General features: G+C 73.8%; 15 protein-coding genes and 1 rRNA gene. 4 read left to right on the forward strand and 12 right to left on the reverse strand.

Annotated elements, in window-relative coordinates; translation table 11 throughout:
- Window positions 1–103 precede the first annotated feature (103 nt).
- Window positions 104–1,486 (forward strand): FAD-binding protein, encoded by a 1,383-nt coding sequence (locus ACFWFZ_RS31110; protein ID WP_387126758.1) that lies wholly within the window; start codon window positions 104–106, stop codon window positions 1,484–1,486.
- Window positions 1,487–1,507: 21 nt separating this feature from the next.
- A complete protein-coding gene (locus ACFWFZ_RS31115) occupies window positions 1,508–3,127 on the forward strand; it encodes a PucR family transcriptional regulator (RefSeq protein WP_387126760.1) in 1,620 nt (539 codons plus the stop codon).
- Between the two features lie 413 nt (window positions 3,128–3,540).
- On the opposite strand, the gene ACFWFZ_RS31120 is transcribed toward ACFWFZ_RS31115, so the two are convergent.
- The 5 genes from ACFWFZ_RS31120 to ACFWFZ_RS31140 form a co-directional block, all read right to left on the reverse strand.
- On the reverse strand, window positions 3,541–4,653 hold the full coding sequence (locus ACFWFZ_RS31120; RefSeq protein WP_387126762.1) for a glycosyltransferase family 4 protein: 1,113 nt from the start codon (window positions 4,651–4,653) through the stop codon (window positions 3,541–3,543).
- Window positions 4,654–4,907: 254 nt separating this feature from the next.
- On the reverse strand, window positions 4,908–6,632 hold the full coding sequence (gene recN / locus ACFWFZ_RS31125; RefSeq protein WP_387126790.1) for a DNA repair protein RecN: 1,725 nt from the start codon (window positions 6,630–6,632) through the stop codon (window positions 4,908–4,910).
- A gap of 201 nt (window positions 6,633–6,833) precedes the next feature.
- The gene (locus ACFWFZ_RS31130) at window positions 6,834–7,742 is read right to left on the reverse strand and encodes an NAD kinase (RefSeq protein WP_387126764.1); all 909 of its coding nucleotides are present in this window, start codon (window positions 7,740–7,742) and stop codon (window positions 6,834–6,836) included.
- The gene (locus ACFWFZ_RS31135) at window positions 7,739–8,554 is read right to left on the reverse strand and encodes a TlyA family RNA methyltransferase (RefSeq protein ID WP_387126766.1); all 816 of its coding nucleotides are present in this window, start codon (window positions 8,552–8,554) and stop codon (window positions 7,739–7,741) included. The genes ACFWFZ_RS31130 and ACFWFZ_RS31135 overlap by 4 nt, the downstream gene beginning before the upstream one ends.
- A 7-nt stretch (window positions 8,555–8,561) precedes the next feature.
- Complete coding sequence (locus ACFWFZ_RS31140; protein ID WP_387126768.1) at window positions 8,562–8,891, reverse strand: hypothetical protein; 330 nt, start codon at window positions 8,889–8,891, stop codon at window positions 8,562–8,564.
- A gap of 65 nt (window positions 8,892–8,956) precedes the next feature.
- Between ACFWFZ_RS31140 and ACFWFZ_RS31145 the strand changes: the two genes are divergently transcribed.
- Complete coding sequence (locus tag ACFWFZ_RS31145) at window positions 8,957–9,307, forward strand: SCP2 sterol-binding domain-containing protein (RefSeq protein ID WP_387126770.1); 351 nt, start codon at window positions 8,957–8,959, stop codon at window positions 9,305–9,307.
- A gap of 374 nt (window positions 9,308–9,681) precedes the next feature.
- On the opposite strand, the gene ACFWFZ_RS31150 is transcribed toward ACFWFZ_RS31145, so the two are convergent.
- Genes ACFWFZ_RS31150 through ACFWFZ_RS31165 form a run of 4 tightly spaced genes read right to left on the reverse strand, consistent with a single transcriptional unit; the run spans window position 9,682 to window position 13,767 of the window.
- Window positions 9,682–10,503: an ABC transporter ATP-binding protein gene (locus ACFWFZ_RS31150; protein WP_387126772.1), complete on the reverse strand. Its 822-nt coding sequence runs from the start codon at window positions 10,501–10,503 to the stop codon at window positions 9,682–9,684.
- Between the two features lie 17 nt (window positions 10,504–10,520).
- Complete coding sequence (locus ACFWFZ_RS31155) at window positions 10,521–11,561, reverse strand: FecCD family ABC transporter permease (protein ID WP_387126792.1); 1,041 nt, start codon at window positions 11,559–11,561, stop codon at window positions 10,521–10,523.
- 2 nt (window positions 11,562–11,563) lie between these two features.
- The gene (locus tag ACFWFZ_RS31160) at window positions 11,564–12,622 is read right to left on the reverse strand and encodes a FecCD family ABC transporter permease (protein WP_387126774.1); all 1,059 of its coding nucleotides are present in this window, start codon (window positions 12,620–12,622) and stop codon (window positions 11,564–11,566) included.
- A 50-nt stretch (window positions 12,623–12,672) separates the two neighbouring features.
- The gene (locus ACFWFZ_RS31165) at window positions 12,673–13,767 is read right to left on the reverse strand and encodes an HAD-IIA family hydrolase (protein ID WP_387126776.1); all 1,095 of its coding nucleotides are present in this window, start codon (window positions 13,765–13,767) and stop codon (window positions 12,673–12,675) included.
- 87 nt (window positions 13,768–13,854) lie between these two features.
- Between ACFWFZ_RS31165 and ACFWFZ_RS31170 the strand changes: the two genes are divergently transcribed.
- A complete protein-coding gene (locus tag ACFWFZ_RS31170) occupies window positions 13,855–15,126 on the forward strand; it encodes a DUF1015 family protein (RefSeq protein ID WP_387126778.1) in 1,272 nt (423 codons plus the stop codon).
- A gap of 108 nt (window positions 15,127–15,234) precedes the next feature.
- Here ACFWFZ_RS31170 and ACFWFZ_RS31175 read toward each other — a convergent pair whose 3' ends face one another.
- From ACFWFZ_RS31175 to rrf, 3 genes are all read right to left on the reverse strand, one after another.
- Window positions 15,235–16,107, reverse strand: a complete 873-nt coding sequence (locus ACFWFZ_RS31175; protein WP_387126780.1) for a hypothetical protein — start codon at window positions 16,105–16,107, stop codon at window positions 15,235–15,237.
- Window positions 16,089–17,075 (reverse strand): hypothetical protein, encoded by a 987-nt coding sequence (locus tag ACFWFZ_RS31180; RefSeq protein WP_387126782.1) that lies wholly within the window; start codon window positions 17,073–17,075, stop codon window positions 16,089–16,091. Before ACFWFZ_RS31180 ends, ACFWFZ_RS31175 begins: the two co-directional genes overlap by 19 nt.
- Window positions 17,076–17,299: 224 nt before the next feature.
- Window positions 17,300–17,390: ribosomal RNA gene (gene rrf / locus ACFWFZ_RS31185) — 5S ribosomal RNA — on the reverse strand; the annotation flags it as partial.

A 17,390-nucleotide genomic window follows, 5' to 3' on the forward strand; every position in this document is an offset into this window, starting at 1 on the left:
CGCTCGGCGGGACGGCGGGGCGCGGTGCTCACCGCGCCACGGTGATCCTCCGGGCCTAGGCTGGAAGGGTCTTATGCCCTCCGTCCGTTGGAAGGGGGCAGCCATGGCTCCCCTCTCGAAGGCGGGCGCGGCCCTGACCGCGCTCCGCGAGGATCTGTCCGGCGAGGTGTTCGCGCCGGAGGATCCGGGCTACGACGAGGCCCGGACCGTCTTCAACGCGATGATCGACCGCAGGCCCGCCGTGATCGCCCAGTGCGAGAGCGCGGAGGACGTGGTCACCGCCGTCCGCTTCGCGAGGGAGCTGGACCTGCACATCGCCGTGCGCGGCGGCGGGCACAGCGTCGCCGGCATGGCCCTCAACGACGGCGGCCTCGTGGTGGACCTGCGGCGGATGCACGAGGTGACCGTCCACCCGGCGGCCGGTGCCGCGTACGTCGGGGGCGGCGCCACGATGAGCCACCTGGACCGCGCCTGCCAGCCGTACGATCTCGCGACCACCGGCGGCCGGGCCTCCACCACCGGGGTCGGCGGCTTCGTCCTGGGCGGCGGCACCGGCTGGCTGGACCGGAAGTTCGGCCTGGCCGTCGACAACCTGCTGGGCGTGGACCTGGTCACCGCCGAGGGCGAGCTGGTCCACGCGACCGCTGAGGACCACCCCGAGCTGTTCTGGGGGCTGCACGGTGGCGGCGGGAACTTCGGCGTCGCCACCTCGCTGACGCTGCGTCTGCACGAACTGCCGCACATGTCGATCGCGTTCGTGCTGTACCTGCCCGAGCGCGGGCCCGAAGCGGTCCGCGCCTACCGGGACCTGATCGAGGCCGCGCCGCCGGAGGCGTCCGGCGCCGCCCTCTACATCACCGGGCCGCCCGAGGAGTTCGTGCCGCCGCACCTGGTCGGCCGGCTCCTGGCCGGGGTCCTGCTGACCTACGCGGGCCCGGAGGAGGAGATGCGCAGGCTGGCGCAGCCGCTGCTGGCGATCCCCCACGAGTCCGAGATCGTCACCGCCATCCCGTACGCCGACCTCCAGTGCATGATCGACGACCCGCCGGGCATGCGGAACTACTGGTCGGCGGAGTACCTCACCGGCCTGCCCGACGAGTTCGTCGACGTCTTCTGCGCCCGCGCGGAGTCGATGCCGGTCCCGACCGGCACCCAGCACCTGGTCTTCCCGCAGGGCGGAGCCATCGCCTCCGGCCCGGACGACTATCCGGTGCCGTACCGCGGCGCGCCCTGGGCGGTACACCCGTTCGGGGTGTGGGAGGACCCGGCGGACGACGAGAGGTGCCGGCAGTGGGTCAAGGACGTCCGGTCCGACTCCGAGCCCTGGAGCACCGGAGCGGTCTACCTGAACTTCACCGGGAACGAGGGCACGGACCGGGTGGTCTCCGGGCTGGGCAGCGAGAACATGCAGCGGCTGGGCGCCCTGAAGCGGCAGTACGACCCGGACAACGTCTTCCGCTTCAACCACAACATCCGGCCGGCCTGACCCCTGGTAGCGTCCCGCGACATGGACGACCAGGGCGGGATCACGGTTCAGCGGGCGCTGGAGCTTCCGGGGCTGCGCAGCGGCCTGCCGGAGGTCGTGGCGTGCGCCGACCGCCTGGGCCGCACCGTCCGCTGGGTGCACGCGGGCGAGGTGCCGAACATCGCCTCCCTGCTCAAGGGCGGCGAGCTGCTGCTGACCACGGGGCTGGGCCTGGGCACCCGCCCCGCCGAGCAGCGGGCCTTCGTACACCGCCTCGCGGACCGGGGCATCGCCGCGCTGGTCGTCGAGCTGGGACCGCGCTTCACCCGGCTGCCCGCGACGCTCGTGGAGACGGCGCGCGCGGCGGGACTGCCCCTGGTCCAGCTCCACCGGGAGGTCCCCTTCGTCACGGTCACCGAAGAGGTCCACACCGAGATCGTCAACGGCCACTACGCCCTGCTCCAGCGGGCCGAGGAGGTCCACCGGCGCTGTACGGAGGCCCTGTTGGGCGGCGGGGGCATCCCGCAGGTGCTGCGCATCCTCGCCGACTTCACGCGGAACCCGGTCTTCCTGGAGACCCCGGACGGGCAGTTGCTGTACGCGGCGGCCAGCTCGGCCGGGGACCCGGGCGCGGACCCGCTCCAGGTGTGGGAGGGGCTGCGCGGCCAGCGCGAGGCCGAACCGTCCGCGAACACGGTGGTGGTCGACGTACCGGGCGGCGGCCACGGCACGGGCTCGGTACGGGCCCGGGTGGTCCTGGTCGGGGTCTCCGGCCCGCTGCTCCCGGTGCACCGGATGGCGGCGGAGCGTACGGCCGGCGTGCTGGCCGTGGTCCTCATGCAGGCGCGGCAGGAGGAGGAGCTGGCGGCGCGCGGCCGCGGCGACTTCCTCACGGACCTCGCGGAGGGCCGCATCTCGGCGGAGGACGCGCCGGCGCAGGCCCGTGTGCTGGGCTTCAAGCCGGGCGCCGGGCCGCTGCTGCCGGTGGTCATGCGGCTCTCGGACCTCGGCCCGTCCGGCAACTGGGCCGTTCTGGCCCGGGCGGTCCTGGAGGAGCTGTCGTCCGTCGGGGTCCCGGTCCTGCTGGGCGTCCGCCCGGTCGAGGGCCGGGTGCCGCTGCTGGTGTCGCTGCGGGCGGAGTCCGAACGCACGGCGGTCGCCGACCGGGTCGCGGCGGCGCTGCGGGCCGGTGTCGAACGGGCCGGCCTGGACCGGGCCACCGCCCCGCCGGCCGTCGTCGTCGGCGTCGCGGGCGGCTGGGCGGCCGCCTCGGCGGGTCTGCGGCACGCGGCGGAGACGGCGACGGCGGCCCACGGCCTGCCGGCCCGCCCCTGGTACGACGCCCGCCGCCTCGACATCGACCTGCTGCTGTGGCGGCTGCGCGAACACCCCGACCTGGCGGCCTTCGTGGACCGGGCGATCGGTCCGCTGCGGGCGCACGACGCGACGTCGCGGCCGCCGCTGCTGCCGACGCTGGAGACGTATCTGGCCCATGCGGGGCGCAAGGCGGAGACGGCCCGTGAACTCCACCTGAACCGGCAGACCCTCTACAACCGGCTGGCGCGCATCTCGGAGCTGCTGGGCACGGACCTGGACGACCCGGAGACGGTCCTCTCCCTGAGCCTGGCTCTCCGCGCCCGCCGCCACGCCAGCCCTTCCTGACGCGCCCCTCGCGGGCTTCGGCCCGCTGCGCCGGACTCCGTCCGTCGATCCCGCGGGCGACCCCGCCCTCGCCCAGCGCGGGGTAGCCCCGCCCATCCAGCCCCGCCGGCATGTGAGGCGCGGGGCGCGGGGCGGAGCCCCGTAGCGGTGGCGCGCCCGGAAGCGGCGGGGTGGCCCTGCGGGGCTTGTCCCCCTCCCCGCCCTTCCACCGTTCCCCGGGCTCCGCCCGGACCCGCGCCTGAAGGGCTGGGGGAGCAGGGCTGTGGCCCGGGGACTGCTGCCCGTCAGGAGCGGCGTTCGGTGCGTGCTCTCGGCGTGCCGGCCGGAAGCGCTCGTACGGGACGTACGTGGCTTTCGGCCGGTGCGGCGGGAGTGCGTGCCGGACGCCGCGACGGGGCAACTCGATACAGGCCCTAGCGGTGGCGTTCCGTCAGTTCGTCGTAGACGGACAGGACCTGGGCCACCGTGTCGTCCTCGGAGGGCCACGTCGCGGCCTGTAGGCGCCCCGCGGCGGCCAGGTCGGCCCGGCGGGCCGGATCGGCCAGGAGGCCCGCCACGGCCGAGGCGAGGGCGTGCGCCTCCCCCGGCGGGACGAGCACCGCGCCCTCCCCCACCAGCTCCGGCACACCGCCCACCGCCGTGGCGACCAGCGGCACGCCCGCCCGCAGCGCCTCCTGCGCCGGCAGTGCCTGCGCCTCCCAACGGCTCGGCAGCACCGCCAGGTCCGCCGCCGCCAGCAGCTGCGCCGTATCCCGGCGGCGTCCGAGCAGCCGGACCGGGAGCCCCTCCGCTGCGATCCGCCGGGCCAGTTCGGCCCGTAGCGGCCCCTCTCCCGCGATCACCAGCAGCGGTACGGGCTCCAGGGCCCGCCACTCCCGCGCCGCGTCGAGGAGGACCGAGTACCCGCGGTGCGCCGCCAGGCTGCCGACCGCGATGAGCAACGGCCGTTCGACGACGCCGAGTTCCGCCCGCAGCTTGCCCGGGTCCGACGCCCCCTCCGGGGCGGCGGGGACCGCCACGGGAGCCAGCCGCGCGTCCCTGGCGCCCCGCTGCCGCGCGAGGTCCACGAGGTCCGAGGAGGCTCCGAGGACCACCGCGGCGGCCCGCGCCACGCGCCGTTCCAGTATCCGGCTCAGCCGCCCGAGCGCGCCGGGCGCCGTCGGGCCGTCGCCGTGCCAGCTCACCACCAGCGGCACCCGCCGCCCGCGTATGGCCAGCGCGGCCCGCAACCCGGCCCGCACGCCGTGCGCGTGCACGACGTCCGCGCCGGCGCACGCCGCCCGCAGCACGCTCACGGCGTCGGGCGCGAACTCCGCCCCGGCGCCGGTGAAGTCGTACTCCCCCTCCGCCTGGACGGGCGCGCACACGGTGACCCGCACCCCGCGCGCGGCGAGCCCGGTGGCGAGCGATCGGACGTGCGCGCAACTGCCCGCGCCCGCGCCGCCGCCGAGCACGTGGACGGTGCGCAGCGGCTGGCGCCCGTAGGGCTGTGCCGCGACGGAGGTGGAGACCGGGGAGCTGCTCACGGGCCGAAGCTCCAGGGTGAGGGGAGTCAGAGACTTCGCCAAGGATGCCAGTCCGTACGCGCGTTCCGGGACCATATGGGTGCGGATCCTGTGCGAGATACGGCCGGACACCCCCCAGCCTCACCCACGCGGCTTAAGTGGAATCCGAAGAGTGACGTGCCGATCGGTCTGTTTCAGGTCCGAACCGGTCGTTCGCGGACAAGCGGAGGGCCCGGAACGTCATGCGTTCCGGGCCCTCCGAACGGTGTGCGGGTTCACGCGTCGGCGCGCGCCGCCGCCAGCAGTTCCTCGGCGTGCGCCCGCGCGGAGACGGAGTCCTCGTGCCCGGCGAGCATGCGCGAGAGCTCGCGGATGCGGTCCTCGCCCTCCAGGACGGTGACGCCGCTGCGGGTGACCGAGCCGTCGTTGGTCTTCTCCACCAGCAGCTGCCGGTCGGCGAAGGCCGCGACCTGCGGCAGGTGGGTGACGACGACGACCTGCGCCGACCGGGCGAGCTTCGCCAGGCGCCGGCCGATCTCGACCGCGGCCTTGCCGCCGACGCCCGCGTCGACCTCGTCGAAGAGGTAGGTGGGCACCGGGTCGGTGCCCGCGAAGACGACCTCCACCGCGAGCATCACCCGGGAGAGCTCACCGCCGGAGGCGCCCTTGGCGATCGGCCGCGGCTGGGCTCCCGGGTGCGGGGCGAGCAGCAGTTCGACCTCGTCGGTGCCGGAGGGTCCGTAGGCGACCGGGCGGCCGTCCACGTCCACTCCTTCGGGGTCCTCGGTCTGCCGGATGTCGATGGTCACCCGGGCGTGCGGCATCGCCAGCGACGCCAGCTCCTGCGTCACCGCGGAGGCGAAGCGCGTCGCCGCCTCCACCCGTGCGTCGGTCAGCGCCTGTGCCAGCAGCGACAGTTCGGCCCGCAGCCCGTCCCGCTCCGCGGTCAGCTCGGTGATCCGCTCGTCGTCGCCGTCCAGTTCCAGCAGCCGGGCGGCGCCCTGTTCGGCCCACTCCAGCACGGCGTCCACGGTGCCCTCGGAGCCGTACTTGCGGGTCAGCTGGGTGAGAGCGGCCCGGCGCTCCTCCACCGCGGCCAGCCGCAGCGGATCGGCGTCGAGGTCGTCGGCGTAGCCCGCCAGTTCCCCGGCGACATCGGAGAGCAGGATGCCCAGTTCCCCGATCCGCTCGGCGAGCGCGCCGAGAGCCGGGTCGTGGGACCGTACGGATTCCAGTGCCCGGTGGGCTCCGGCGACGAGCATGTTCGCGTCGATGGCCTCGGGGTCCTCGGGGTTGCCCGCGAGCGCGGCGTGCGCCGCCTGGGCCGCCGAGGCCAGTGCTTCGGCGTGCCCGAGCCGCTCCGCCTCGGCCGCCAGCTCGGCGTCCTCGCCGGCCACCGGCTCCACGGCCGCGATCTCGTCCAGCCCGAAGCGGAGCAGATCCGCCTCCTGGGCCCGCTCCCGGGCCCGGGTGGTGATCTCGTCGAGCTCCACGGCGACCGCGCGGAGCCTGCGGTAGGCCGAGCCGTACTTCTCCAGCGGGACGGCGACGGCGTCCCCGGCGTACCGGTCGAGCGCCTGCCGCTGCCGGGCCGGCCGGAGCAGGCCCTGCTGGTCGGTCTGTCCGTGTACGGCGACCAGGTCGTCGGCGAGTTCGCCGAGCAGCCCGACGGGTACGGAGCGGCCGCCGACGTGGGCGCGCGAACGCCCCTCGGCGGACACGGTCCGGCTGATCAGCAGGGCGCCGTCGTCGAGCTCGGCTCCGGCCTCCTCGGCGCGTACCGCGGCAGGGGCGTCCGGGCGCATGACGATGCGGCCCTCGACCACCGCCGCCTTGGCCCCGATCCGCACCAGGGCCGGGTCGGCGCGACCGCCGAGCAGCAGCCCGAGGCTGGTGACGACCATCGTCTTGCCCGCGCCGGTCTCGCCGGTCACCGCGGTGAAACCGGGCGACAGCTCGACCACCGCGTCGTCGATGACCCCGAGCGACCGTATCCGCATCTCCTCAAGCACGGGACGACGATACCGAGGTTTCCCCGGTGCCATGTGACGTCACCCGCCCCGAGTTTTCCGAACGCATGTGCTATTAGTGCTGTCGCGGCGGGCCGGGAGCAGCAACACCGTTGACCGCAGCCGGGCTTGCTGGCGGCGAGGTCCCGTGGACGCCCGCCGCCGGCCGGGTCCTTCGGTGAGGTACGTCCCTCAGTGGGGCGCGCCGCGCCAGCCCGACACCGGCAGCGCGAACTTCGCGACGAGCCGGTCCGTGAAGGACGCGTGGTGCAGCCTGGCGAGCCGCACGGGCACCGCACCGCGCCGGACCTCCACACGGGCCCCGGCCGGCAGCTCCAGCATGCGCCGGCCGTCGCACCACAGCACTCCGTGCGGGGTGCCGTTCTGCACCTCCACCGCCAGCACCGAGTTCGGCGAGGTCACCAGCGGCTTCGCGAACAGCGCGTGCGCACTGATCGGCACCATCAGCAGCGCCTCCACCTCCGGCCAGACCACCGGCCCGCCCGCGGAGAAGGCGTAGGCCGTCGAGCCCGTCGGAGTCGCGCAGACGATGCCGTCACAGCCGAAGCCGGTCACGGGGCGTCCGTCGATCTCCAGGACCACCTCCAGCATCCGCTCCGGGGACACCTTCTGGACCGCGGCCTCGTTCAGCGCCCAGTCCCGGTGGACGACGTCGCCGTTCGTGCGCACGATCACGTCGAGGGTCATCCGCTCCTCGACCTCGTACGAGCGCGATACGACCCGGTCCACGACCTTGTCCAGGTCGTCACGCTCGGCCTCGGCGAGGAAGCCGACCCGGCCCAGGTTGACGCCGAGCATCGGCACGCCCGAGGCGCGCGCGAACTCGGCGCCCCGCAGCAGGGTGCCGTCACCGCCCAGCACCACCAGCAGCTCGCACCCGTCGAGCACCCCCGGCGTGGACTCGGTGACGAGCTCCACCTCCGGCGGCAGCGGCAGGTCCACCGCCTCGTGGTCGAAGACCCGTACGCCCAGCCCGCAGCGCAGCAGTCCCTTGACGACCAGCTCGGCGCTGCGGATGGCCGCAGGCCGCCCGGTGTGCGCGAGCAGGAATACGGTCCGTTCCCCCGAAGAATCTGTCACTGCGGCCCCTCCGCCACTGCACGGTCAACATCCGCCGGGTCGAGCGCCGGTGCCCCCGCCCTCAGCCACAGAAAGTACTCCACGTTCCCGGACGGCCCCGGCAGCGGACTGGCGGTCACTCCGAGGACCCCCAGTCCCAGGCGCGCGGCCTGGGCCGCGACCTCGCGCACGGCCTCCGCCCGCAGCTCCGGGCTGCGCACGACGCCGCCGCTGCCCAGCCGGTCCTTGCCCACCTCGAACTGCGGCTTGACCATCAGCACCAGATCGGCGTCCGGCGCCGTGCACCTCACCAGCGCGGGCAGCACCAGGCCGATGGAGATGAAGGACAGGTCGCCGACGACGAGGTCCACCGGGACGCCGTCGATCTGCTCGACCGTCAGCTCCCGCACGTTCGTGCGGTCCTTCACGGTCACCCGGTCGTCGCTCTGCAGCGACCAGGCGAGCTGCCCGTAGCCGACGTCGACCGCCATGACGTGGGCCACGCCCGCGCGCAGCAGTACGTCGGTGAAGCCGCCGGTGGAGGCGCCCGCGTCCAGCGCCCGGCGGCCCTCGACCCGCAGCCCCTGGGGCTGGAAGGCCGCGAGGGCGCCCGCGAGCTTGTGCCCGCCGCGGGAGACGTAGTCGGGGTCGGCGTCGTCCTTGAGGACCACGAGGGCCGCACTGGTCTCGACCTGGGTGGCGGCCTTGGTCGCGGTGGTGCCGCCCACGGTCACCCGGCCCGCGGCGATCAGCTGCGCGGCGTGCTCGCGCGAGCGGGCCATGCTGCGGCGTACCAGTTCGGCGTCCAGGCGGCGGCGTGCCACTCCTGCCACGTTCGGTTCAGCTCCTGTTTTCGTACGGTCCGGGGACGGGCGGTGCGTCCAGCGCCGTCAGCGTCTCACGCAGCCCCCGGTGCACATCCTCGTACACCTCAAGGTGTCCGTCCGCCCCGAGGTGGTCCGCGTCCGCCAGCCGCGCCAGGTGCGCGTCCACGCCGGCGTGGCCGGTGGGGGTGCGTACGACGCCCAGCGGCACGGGCCCGGCGGGCCCGTCGGCGGCCCCCGCCTCGGCTCCGGGTCCGGCCTCGGCTTCGGCCTGGGACGCGAGGGACTCGGCGGACCCGGACTCGTTCCGGGCCTCCGCCCGGGTCTCGGCTGCTTCGTCGGTCATGCCACGACGCTACCTCGAAGCGCCCCCGCGGCCACGCGCGGCTCTGCGGTACGGTCGTGATCACGATGGCTACGATCCAGGAGTGCCGTGAAGCACTCGACGAACTCTCCGGCAACCTCGCGCGGGCCGAGGCCGGCGTGCGCGGCGCGGCCGCGTTCGACCGCTCCCTCAGCTGCCACATCACGGACCTGGACCAGACGTTCACGGGCCGCCTCGACGGAGGCCGGATCCGGGTGGACGCGGTCGCTCCGGGCCCGCCGGCCCAGAAGGCCGAGATCCGCCTCGCGATGACCGGCGACGACCTGGTCGCGCTGGTCGCGGGCGAGCTGAAGTTCGCGAAGGCCTGGGCCTCCGGCCGGATCAGGCTGGAGGCCGGCTTCCGCGACCTGCTGCGGCTGAAGAGCCTGCTCCAGTGATGTGACCGCCAAGGTTCACCGGGTCGCGGCGCCCGGCACGGCACCTCACCGCGTTGTCGGACCACGCCCGTACGCCCCGTACGTACGAACGGCGGCCCTCCGCCTTGAGGTGCACCGCACCGAACACCGCGACCCGGCACACCTCTGCGGCCACGGCACTAGGGTCTGTATCGAGTTGCCCCGCGGCGTCGCGACGCCCGGCACGCACCCTCGGCGTGCGGGACGGATGTCCTAGTAGCTCCGCTACGAGGACATCCGTCCCGCACGCCGAGCGCACGCACCGAACGCCGCTCCTTGCTCCACGGGGCAACTCGATACAGACCCTAGGGGGTGTCCGGCGGATCATGGCCGGGCCCGGGTCGTCCGGGCACCCCCTAGCCGGATTCGGCGGCCTGGACCTGGACCTGTGCGCGGGAGCGCCGTGCCGCCGGGATCACCAGCGGCGTCCCCGTCTCCGGGTCGTCGATGACCTGGCAGCGCAGCCCGAACACCTTCTCCACGAGCTCCGCGGTGACCACCTCCTGCGGCGGCCCCTCGGCGATGACCTTGCCGCCCCGCATCGCGATCAGGTGCGTGGCGTAGCGGGCGGCGTGGTTGAGGTCGTGCAGCACGGCGACGAGGGTGCGCCCCTGGGTCTCGTGCAGTTCGGCGCACAGGTCCAGCACATCGATCTGGTGCTGGATGTCCAGGTACGTCGTCGGCTCGTCGAGCAGCAGCAGCGGGGTCTGCTGCGCCAGGGCCATCGCGATCCACACGCGCTGCCGCTGCCCGCCCGACAGCTCGTCCACGGCCCGGTCGGCGAGCTCCGCGACCCCGGTCGAGGCCATCGACTCGTTGACGATCCGCTCGTCCTCGGGCGACCACTGCCGCAGCAGACCCTGGTGCGGGTACCGGCCGCGCGAGACGAGGTCGGCCACCGTGATGCCGTCGGGCGCGATCGAGGACTGCGGGAGCAGGCCGAGGGTCTTGGCGACCTTCTTCGCAGGCATGGACCCGATGGCCTGCCCGTCCAGCAGCACCCGTCCCTCGGACGGCTTCAGCATCCGCGACAGGGCCCGCAGCAGCGTGGACTTGCCGCAGGCGTTGGGGCCGACGATCACCGTGAAGGAGTTGTCGGGGATCTCCACCGACAGGTTCTCGGCGATGACCCGCTGGTCGTAGCCGAGGGTCACGTTCTCCGCGGTCAACCGCTGCACTTGCGCACTCCTGAGGTTCATATACGTCCTGCCTTGCGCTCGGTGACGAGCAGCCAGAGCAGATAGACACCGCCGACCAGCCCGGTCACCACACCCACCGGCAGCTGGTCCGCGCCGAAGGCCCGCTGCGAGGCCCAGTCCGAGAGCAACAGCACCACCGAGCCCATGAGGGCGCCGGTCAGCAGGTTGGCGCCGGGCGAGCGGGTCAGCCGCCGCGCCAGCTGCGGCGCGGCCAGCGCGACGAAGCTGATCGGCCCGGCCGCGGCGCTCGCCGCCGTGGTGAGCAGGATGGCGGCCAGCATCAGCAGCAGCCGGGTGCGCTCCACCCGCACCCCCACCGCGTACGCGGCGTCGTCGCCCATCTCGATCATCCGCAGGGCCCGGCTCTGCCCCAGCACCAGCGGGAACAGCACCGCGCAGGTCGCCATCAGCGGCCACACCTGCGCCCAGTCCCGGCCGGCCAGCGAACCGGTCAGCCAGACCATCGCCCGCGAGGCCTCCACCAGCTGGGCCTTGGTGATCAGGTACTGGATGACGGCCACCAGCATCGCGGAGGCGCCGATGCCCACCAGGACCAGCCGGTAGCCGTGGATCCCCCGCTTGTACGCCAGCAGGTAGACGGCGGCGCCGGCCAGCAGGCCGCCGATCAGCGCCCCGGCGGCCACCTCGGTCGCCGAGCCGTTCAGCAGGATGATGACGACGAGGGCGCCGACCGCGGACCCGTAGGAGAAGCCGAGCAGGTCGGGCGAGCCGAGCGGATTGCGGGTCACCGACTGGAAGACGGCTCCGGCCATGCCGAGGGCCGCGCCGACCAGCAGGGCGACCAGCACCCGGGGCAGCCGCAGGTCGTTGACGATGAAGTCGTTGGCGGGGGTGCCGTTGCCGAGCAGGGTCTGTACGACGTCCCACGGCGCGATGTCGAAGTCGCCGGTGCCGATGAGCAGGACGGCCATGACGGACGCGGCGAGGACGAGCAGGACGCCGACGGCCAGGGCGCGCCGCTCGATCCGCAGCGACACCCCGCCCGGGAGCCGCACGGGACGTGCTTTGGCGGTCACGGTCACAGCTGGGCCATCCTCTTGCGCCGGACGAGGTAGATGAAGACGGGGCCGCCGATGAGGGCGGTGACGATGCCGACCTGCAGCTCGGCGGGCCGGGTGACGACCCTGCCGACGACGTCCGCGCCGAGCAGCAGGACGGGCGACAGGACGGCCGAGTACGCGAGCACCCAGCGCATGTCCGGGCCGGTGAAGACCCGTACGAGGTGCGGGATCATCAGGCCGATGAAGACGATGGGCCCGCAGGCGGCGGTCGCCGCACCGCAGAGCAGGGTGATGGCGAGCATCGCGCCGACCCGCGTCCGCGTCAGGTTCGCACCCAGCGCCCTGGCCGTGTCGTCCCCCATGGCCATCGCGTTGAGCGGCCGGCCGAGCGACAGCGCGAGCACCGCGCCGACCAGCAGGAAGGGGGCGACCTGCCGGACGGTGTCCATGTTGGCCGAGGCCAGCGAGCCCACCGTCCAGAAGCGCAGCTTGTCCAGCGCCTTGCTGTCCATCAGCTGCACGGCGTTGATGTAGCCGACGAGGGCCGCGCTGGCCGCCGTGCCGGCGAGCGCGAGGCGCACCGGTGTGGCGCTGCGGCTGCCGCCGAGCACGTACACGACGACCGAGACCACGGCGGCGCCGAGGAAGGCCCACCACACGAACTCGCTCAGCGAGCTCGCGCCGAAGAAGCTGATCGCGGAGACCACGGCGGCCGCGGCGCCGGCGTTGACGCCGAGAATGCCGGGCTCGGCCAGCGGGTTGCGGGTCAGCGCCTGCATCACCGCCCCGGACAGCCCGAGTCCGAGCCCGACCATCAGCCCCAGGAGGGTGCGCGGGACCCGGAGGTCCCGCACGACCACGTCCGAGGTGGTGCCCGAGTAGTGGAAGAGACCGTGCCAGACCTCCTCCAGGGGCATCTCCTTGGCGCCCACGGCGATACTCACCACCGCGACCAGGGCGAGCACCACGAGGGCGCCGGCCAGGCCGGCGGCACGCGCGGCATGGCGTGGGCGGGCGACGGCGTCGGGCGGGGGCGCCGCGCTCGGTCCGGATTCGGGGGGACTCTCAACCAACACGCGGGTTAGGTTAGCCTAGCCTCTGCCTCGATCGGACCTTCGGACACCTGCTAAAGGCCCAGCCTGGCCAGCGCCTTCGCCGAGTCCAGCGTGCACGCTTCCTCCGCGGCGGCCGTCCAGGCCGCCGCGCACAGCGCCCGCAGTCCGTCCAGCGGGTCCCGGTCCGACCCGCTCCCGCTGTTGTCGTCCTCGTCGTCCCTCTCGTCTCTGTCGTCCTCGTCGTCCTCGCGCAGTTCGAGCACGCCGTTGTTCAGCGCGACCGCCGTCCAGCCGCCGCAGCCGAACCCCTCCGCGGCCGGCACCACCTCCGGCTGCCCGGACAGCAGCCCGCGCAGGTCCCGGTCCACGTAGGTCGGCCGGTGCCGGGGCTCGGCCCGCAGCAGCTGCTCCGCGCCGGTGACCCCGGTCAGCACCAGCAGCGAGTCCACCTCGCCGTTGAAGGCGCCCTCGATGTCGGTGTCCAGCCGGTCCCCGACGACCAGCGGCCGCTTCGCCCCGGTCCGCAGCACGGTCTCCCGGTGCATCGGGGGCAGCGGCTTGCCCGCCACCTGCGGGTCCGCGCCCGTGGCGATCCGTACGACCTCCACCGCGGCCCCGTTGCCCGGCGCAATGCCGCGCGCCCCGGGGATCGTCAGGTCGGTGTTCGACGCGTACCACGGCACGCCCCGGTTGATGGCGTACGCGGCCTCCGCGAAGCGGCCCCACGCCAGGTCCGGCCCGCCGTAGCCCTGCGCGACCGCCGCGAGCCCCGCCTCGTCGGCGGACTCGACCGGCAGGAGCCCGCGTTCGCGCAGCGCGACCCGCAGCCCCTCCCCGCCGATCACCAGCACCTTGGACCCCGGCTCCACCTGCTCCGCGATCAGCCGGGCCACCGCCTGCGCCGAGGTGATCACCTCGGCCGGCTCCGTCGGGATGCCCAGTTCGCCCAGGTGCTCGGCGACGGCCTCGGGGGTCCGCAGCGCGTTGTTCGTGACGTACGCCAGGTGCATGCCGTCCGCGCGGGCCGCCGCGAGGGATTCCACGGCGTGGCCGATGGCCCGACCGCCCGCGTACACCACGCCGTCCAGGTCCAGGAGAGCGGTGTCGTACGCCTGGTGCAGACTCTGGTCACACGCCGCAGGACTGGTCCTGATCTGCCGGGTCATTCTGGCCGCTCCCTCTGTGATCGATCTTGTCCGATTCCCTACTGCCCCGATCATCCCGCATGGCGAGACGCGACTTACCATGCACCAATGACCATTTCTGGCACCGCGGAGCACGGACTGCGCCTGATCCCGTTCCATGGCCTGCGCTACGTCCCCGAGCGTGTCGGCAGCCTGGCCGCCGTCACCTCGCCGCCGTACGACGTGGTCGTGCGTCCCGACGGAGTCGACCACCTCGAATCCGCCGACCCGCACAACATCGTCCGCCTGATCCTCCCCCAGGCCGGAACCCCGGCCGCACGCAACGAGCAGGCCGCCCGCACCCTGCGGGACTGGGTCGCCGAGGGCATCCTGTCCGCCGACCCGGAGCCCGCGCTGTACGTGTACGAGCAGCGCAGGGCGGGCCTGCTCCAGCGCGGCGTCATCGGCGCCCTGGCCCTCTCCGCCGCCGACGCGGGCATCGTCCTCCCCCACGAGGACGTCATGCCGGACGTGGTGACCGACCGGGCGGGCCTGATGCGGGCCACCTCCGCCAACCTGGAACCGCTCCTGCTCACCTACCGCGGCGACGACCCCGGCACGGGTGCGGCGGCGGTCGTCGAGCAGACCGCCCAGCGCGCACCCCTGCTGTCGACCACCACCGAGGACGGTTTCCAGCACCGGCTCTGGGCCATCACGGACCCGGCGGAACTCGCCACGGTCGCGGCGGACCTCAGGCACCGCCAGGCGCTCATCGCCGACGGCCACCACCGCTGGGCGACGTACCTGCGCCTCCAGGAGGAGCACGGCTCCCCCACCGCGTGGGACTTCGGCCTGGTGCTCCTCGTGGACACCGCCCGCTACCCGCTCCAGGTCCGCGCCATCCACCGGATGCTGCGCCGCCTCCCGGTCGCCGACGCGCTGGCCGCCGTCTCCGGCCACTTCCGGGTCCGCCCCGTCGACGGGCCGCTCCCGCTGGCCCTGGACGCCCTCTCGGACGCGGCGGAACGCGGCAACGCCTTCCTCCTCGCCGGCGACGGCGCCTTCCACCTGGTCACCGATCCCGACCTGGCACTCCTCGACCGCACGGTCCGCCACGACCGCCCTGAAGCCTGGCGCCGGCTGGACGCCACCGTCCTGCACGCGACGCTGCTCGACGTCCTCTGGCACGTCCCGGACACCCCCGACCAGATCACGTACATCCACGACGCCGCGTCCACGGTGGCCATGGCCGAACGCCACGGGGGCACCGCCGTCCTGCTCCACCCCGTACGCGAGGAGGTCGTACGCGACCTCGCCCGCCAGGGGGTCACCATGCCACGGAAGTCCACGTCCTTCGGACCGAAGCCCGCCACCGGCCTGGTCCTGCGTGGACTGGGCTGACCGCTTCCGGAGCTGCGGCCTGCGGACCTCACCTCGGACACGAAGAAGGGCGGCACCCCGACCGGGGTACCGCCCTTCTTCTTCAGTTCGACGTCACTTCGACACGGCTCAGGCCTTGTCGCCCCGGACCTCGGCGTCGGCCGCGGACTCCTCCAGCGGCTCGTACTCCTCGTCGTCCTCGTCGTAGTACTCGGTGACGTCGGTGGCGCGCTCGGCCGCGGCGATCTCCGCTGCGTCCACGTCCTCGTCGTCGTCCTCGTCGTCCTCGCGCTCGTCCTGGTCGTCCTGGACGCCCTGGTCGTCGACGAGGTTCTCGATGCCGTCCTGGTCCTCGTCGTCGTCCGCGTCGATCGCGGCGTCGACGAACTCGACGCCGTCGAGCTCGGCGAGACGGTCGGAGGCGTCGGTGGCCCCGTCCTTGTCCGCTTCGAGGGCCTTGCCGAACCACTCGCGGGCCTCGTCCTCACGACCAGCCGCCAGCAGGGCGTCGGCGTAGGCGTACCGCAGGCGCGCGGTCCACGGCTGCACGGCGTTGGACGCCAGCTCGGGGCTCTGCAGGGTCACGATGGCGGCTTCGAGCTGCCCCTGGTCCCGCCGGGCACCGGCCGCGACCAGCCGCATCTCGACCTGGCCGGCCTTGTCGAGCTTCTGCACCTCGGGCTCGCCGGCCATGGCCAGCGCACGCTCGGGACGGCCGAGGCCGCGCTCGCAGTCGGCCATGACGGGCCACAGCTCGACGGAGCCGGTCATGCGCTTGGCGGCACGGAACTCGGCGAGGGCCTCGCTGTACTTCTGCGTGGCGTACGCGGCGAAGCCGGCGGCCTCACGGACGGCGGCGACGCGGGAGGCCAGGCGCAGGGCGATGCGCGAGTACGCGTACGCCTGCTCGGGGTCCTCGTCGATCAGTCGGGCGACCATGACCAGGTTCTTGGAGACTTCTTCGGCCAGGCCCTTGGGCAGGCTCAGCAGCTCCTGGCGCACGTCGGCGTCGATTTCGAGGCCGGTGACGTCCTCGTCGATGGGCAGCCGCTTGACCGGGTCGCGGTCGCGGTCCGAACGGTAGCCGCGGTCGCCGCCACGGTCGTCGCGGCCACCGCGGTATCCACCACGGTCGTCACGACCGCCACGGAAGCCGCCGCGGTCGCCGCCCCGGTCGTCACGCCGGGGGTACGAGGGGCGGTCACCCCGGTCACCGCGGTCGTCGCGACGCGGGTAGGACGGACGGTCGCCGCCGCGGTCGTCGCGGCCGCCCCGGTATCCACCACGGTCGTCGTCCCGACGCGGGTACGAGGGACGCTCGCCGCCACGGTCGTCCCGACGCGGGTACGAGGGACGCTCGCCACCGCGGTCGTCCCGACGCGGGTAGGACGGACGGTCGCCGCCGCGGTCGTCGCGGCGCGGGTAGGACGGACGGTCGCCGCCGCGGTCGTCGCGGCCACCGCGGTATCCACCACGGTCGTCGTCCCGACGCGGGTACGAGGGACGGTCCCCGCCACGGTCGTCGCGACGCGGGTACGAGGGACGCTCACCGCGGTCGTCACGGCGGAAGGAGGGACGGTCGCCACCCCGGTCGTCCCGACGCGGGTAGGACGGACGGTCCCCGCCACGGTCGTCGCGACGCGGGAAGCTCGGACGGTCGCCACCGCGGTCGTCGCGGCCACCGCGGTATCCACCACGCTCGTCGTCCCGACGCGGGTAGGACGGACGGTCCCCGCCCCGGTCGTCACGACGCGGGAAGCTCGGACGGTCGCCACCCCGGTCGTCACGACGCGGGTACGAGGGACGCTCGCCGCCACGGTCGTCACGGCGGAAGCCACCGCCACCGCCACCGCCGCCGGAGGGACGGCCACCACGGTCGTCGCGACGGTAGCCACCGCCACCGCCGCCGGCCGGCCTGCCGCCGCGGTCGTCGCGACGGAACGGGGGACGGTCGCCACCACGGTCGTCACGGCCCCCGCGGTAGCCGCCCCTGTCACCGCCGTCGTTGCGCCGAGGCTCGCGCTCCGGACGATCGTCGGGAGAGTTGGACATGGGTGTGACTCCTGTCTTCGGGGTACCGCTAGTCATTCTCGCGCAACCAACCCATGGCCGCGCTTCGGCGTAAAGAGGTGAAAAACAAAAAAGGACCCTTGGTCCAGCGTTGAACGCTGGACCAAGGGTCCTTTGAAAGATTGTTCGGCGGCGTCCTACTCTCCCACAGGGTCCCCCCTGCAGTACCATCGGCGCTGAAAGGCTTAGCTTCCGGGTTCGGAATGTAACCGGGC

It is taken from the genome of Streptomyces sp. NPDC060232 (assembly GCF_042726555.1).
In the GTDB taxonomy this organism is placed as follows: domain Bacteria; phylum Actinomycetota; class Actinomycetes; order Streptomycetales; family Streptomycetaceae; genus Streptomyces.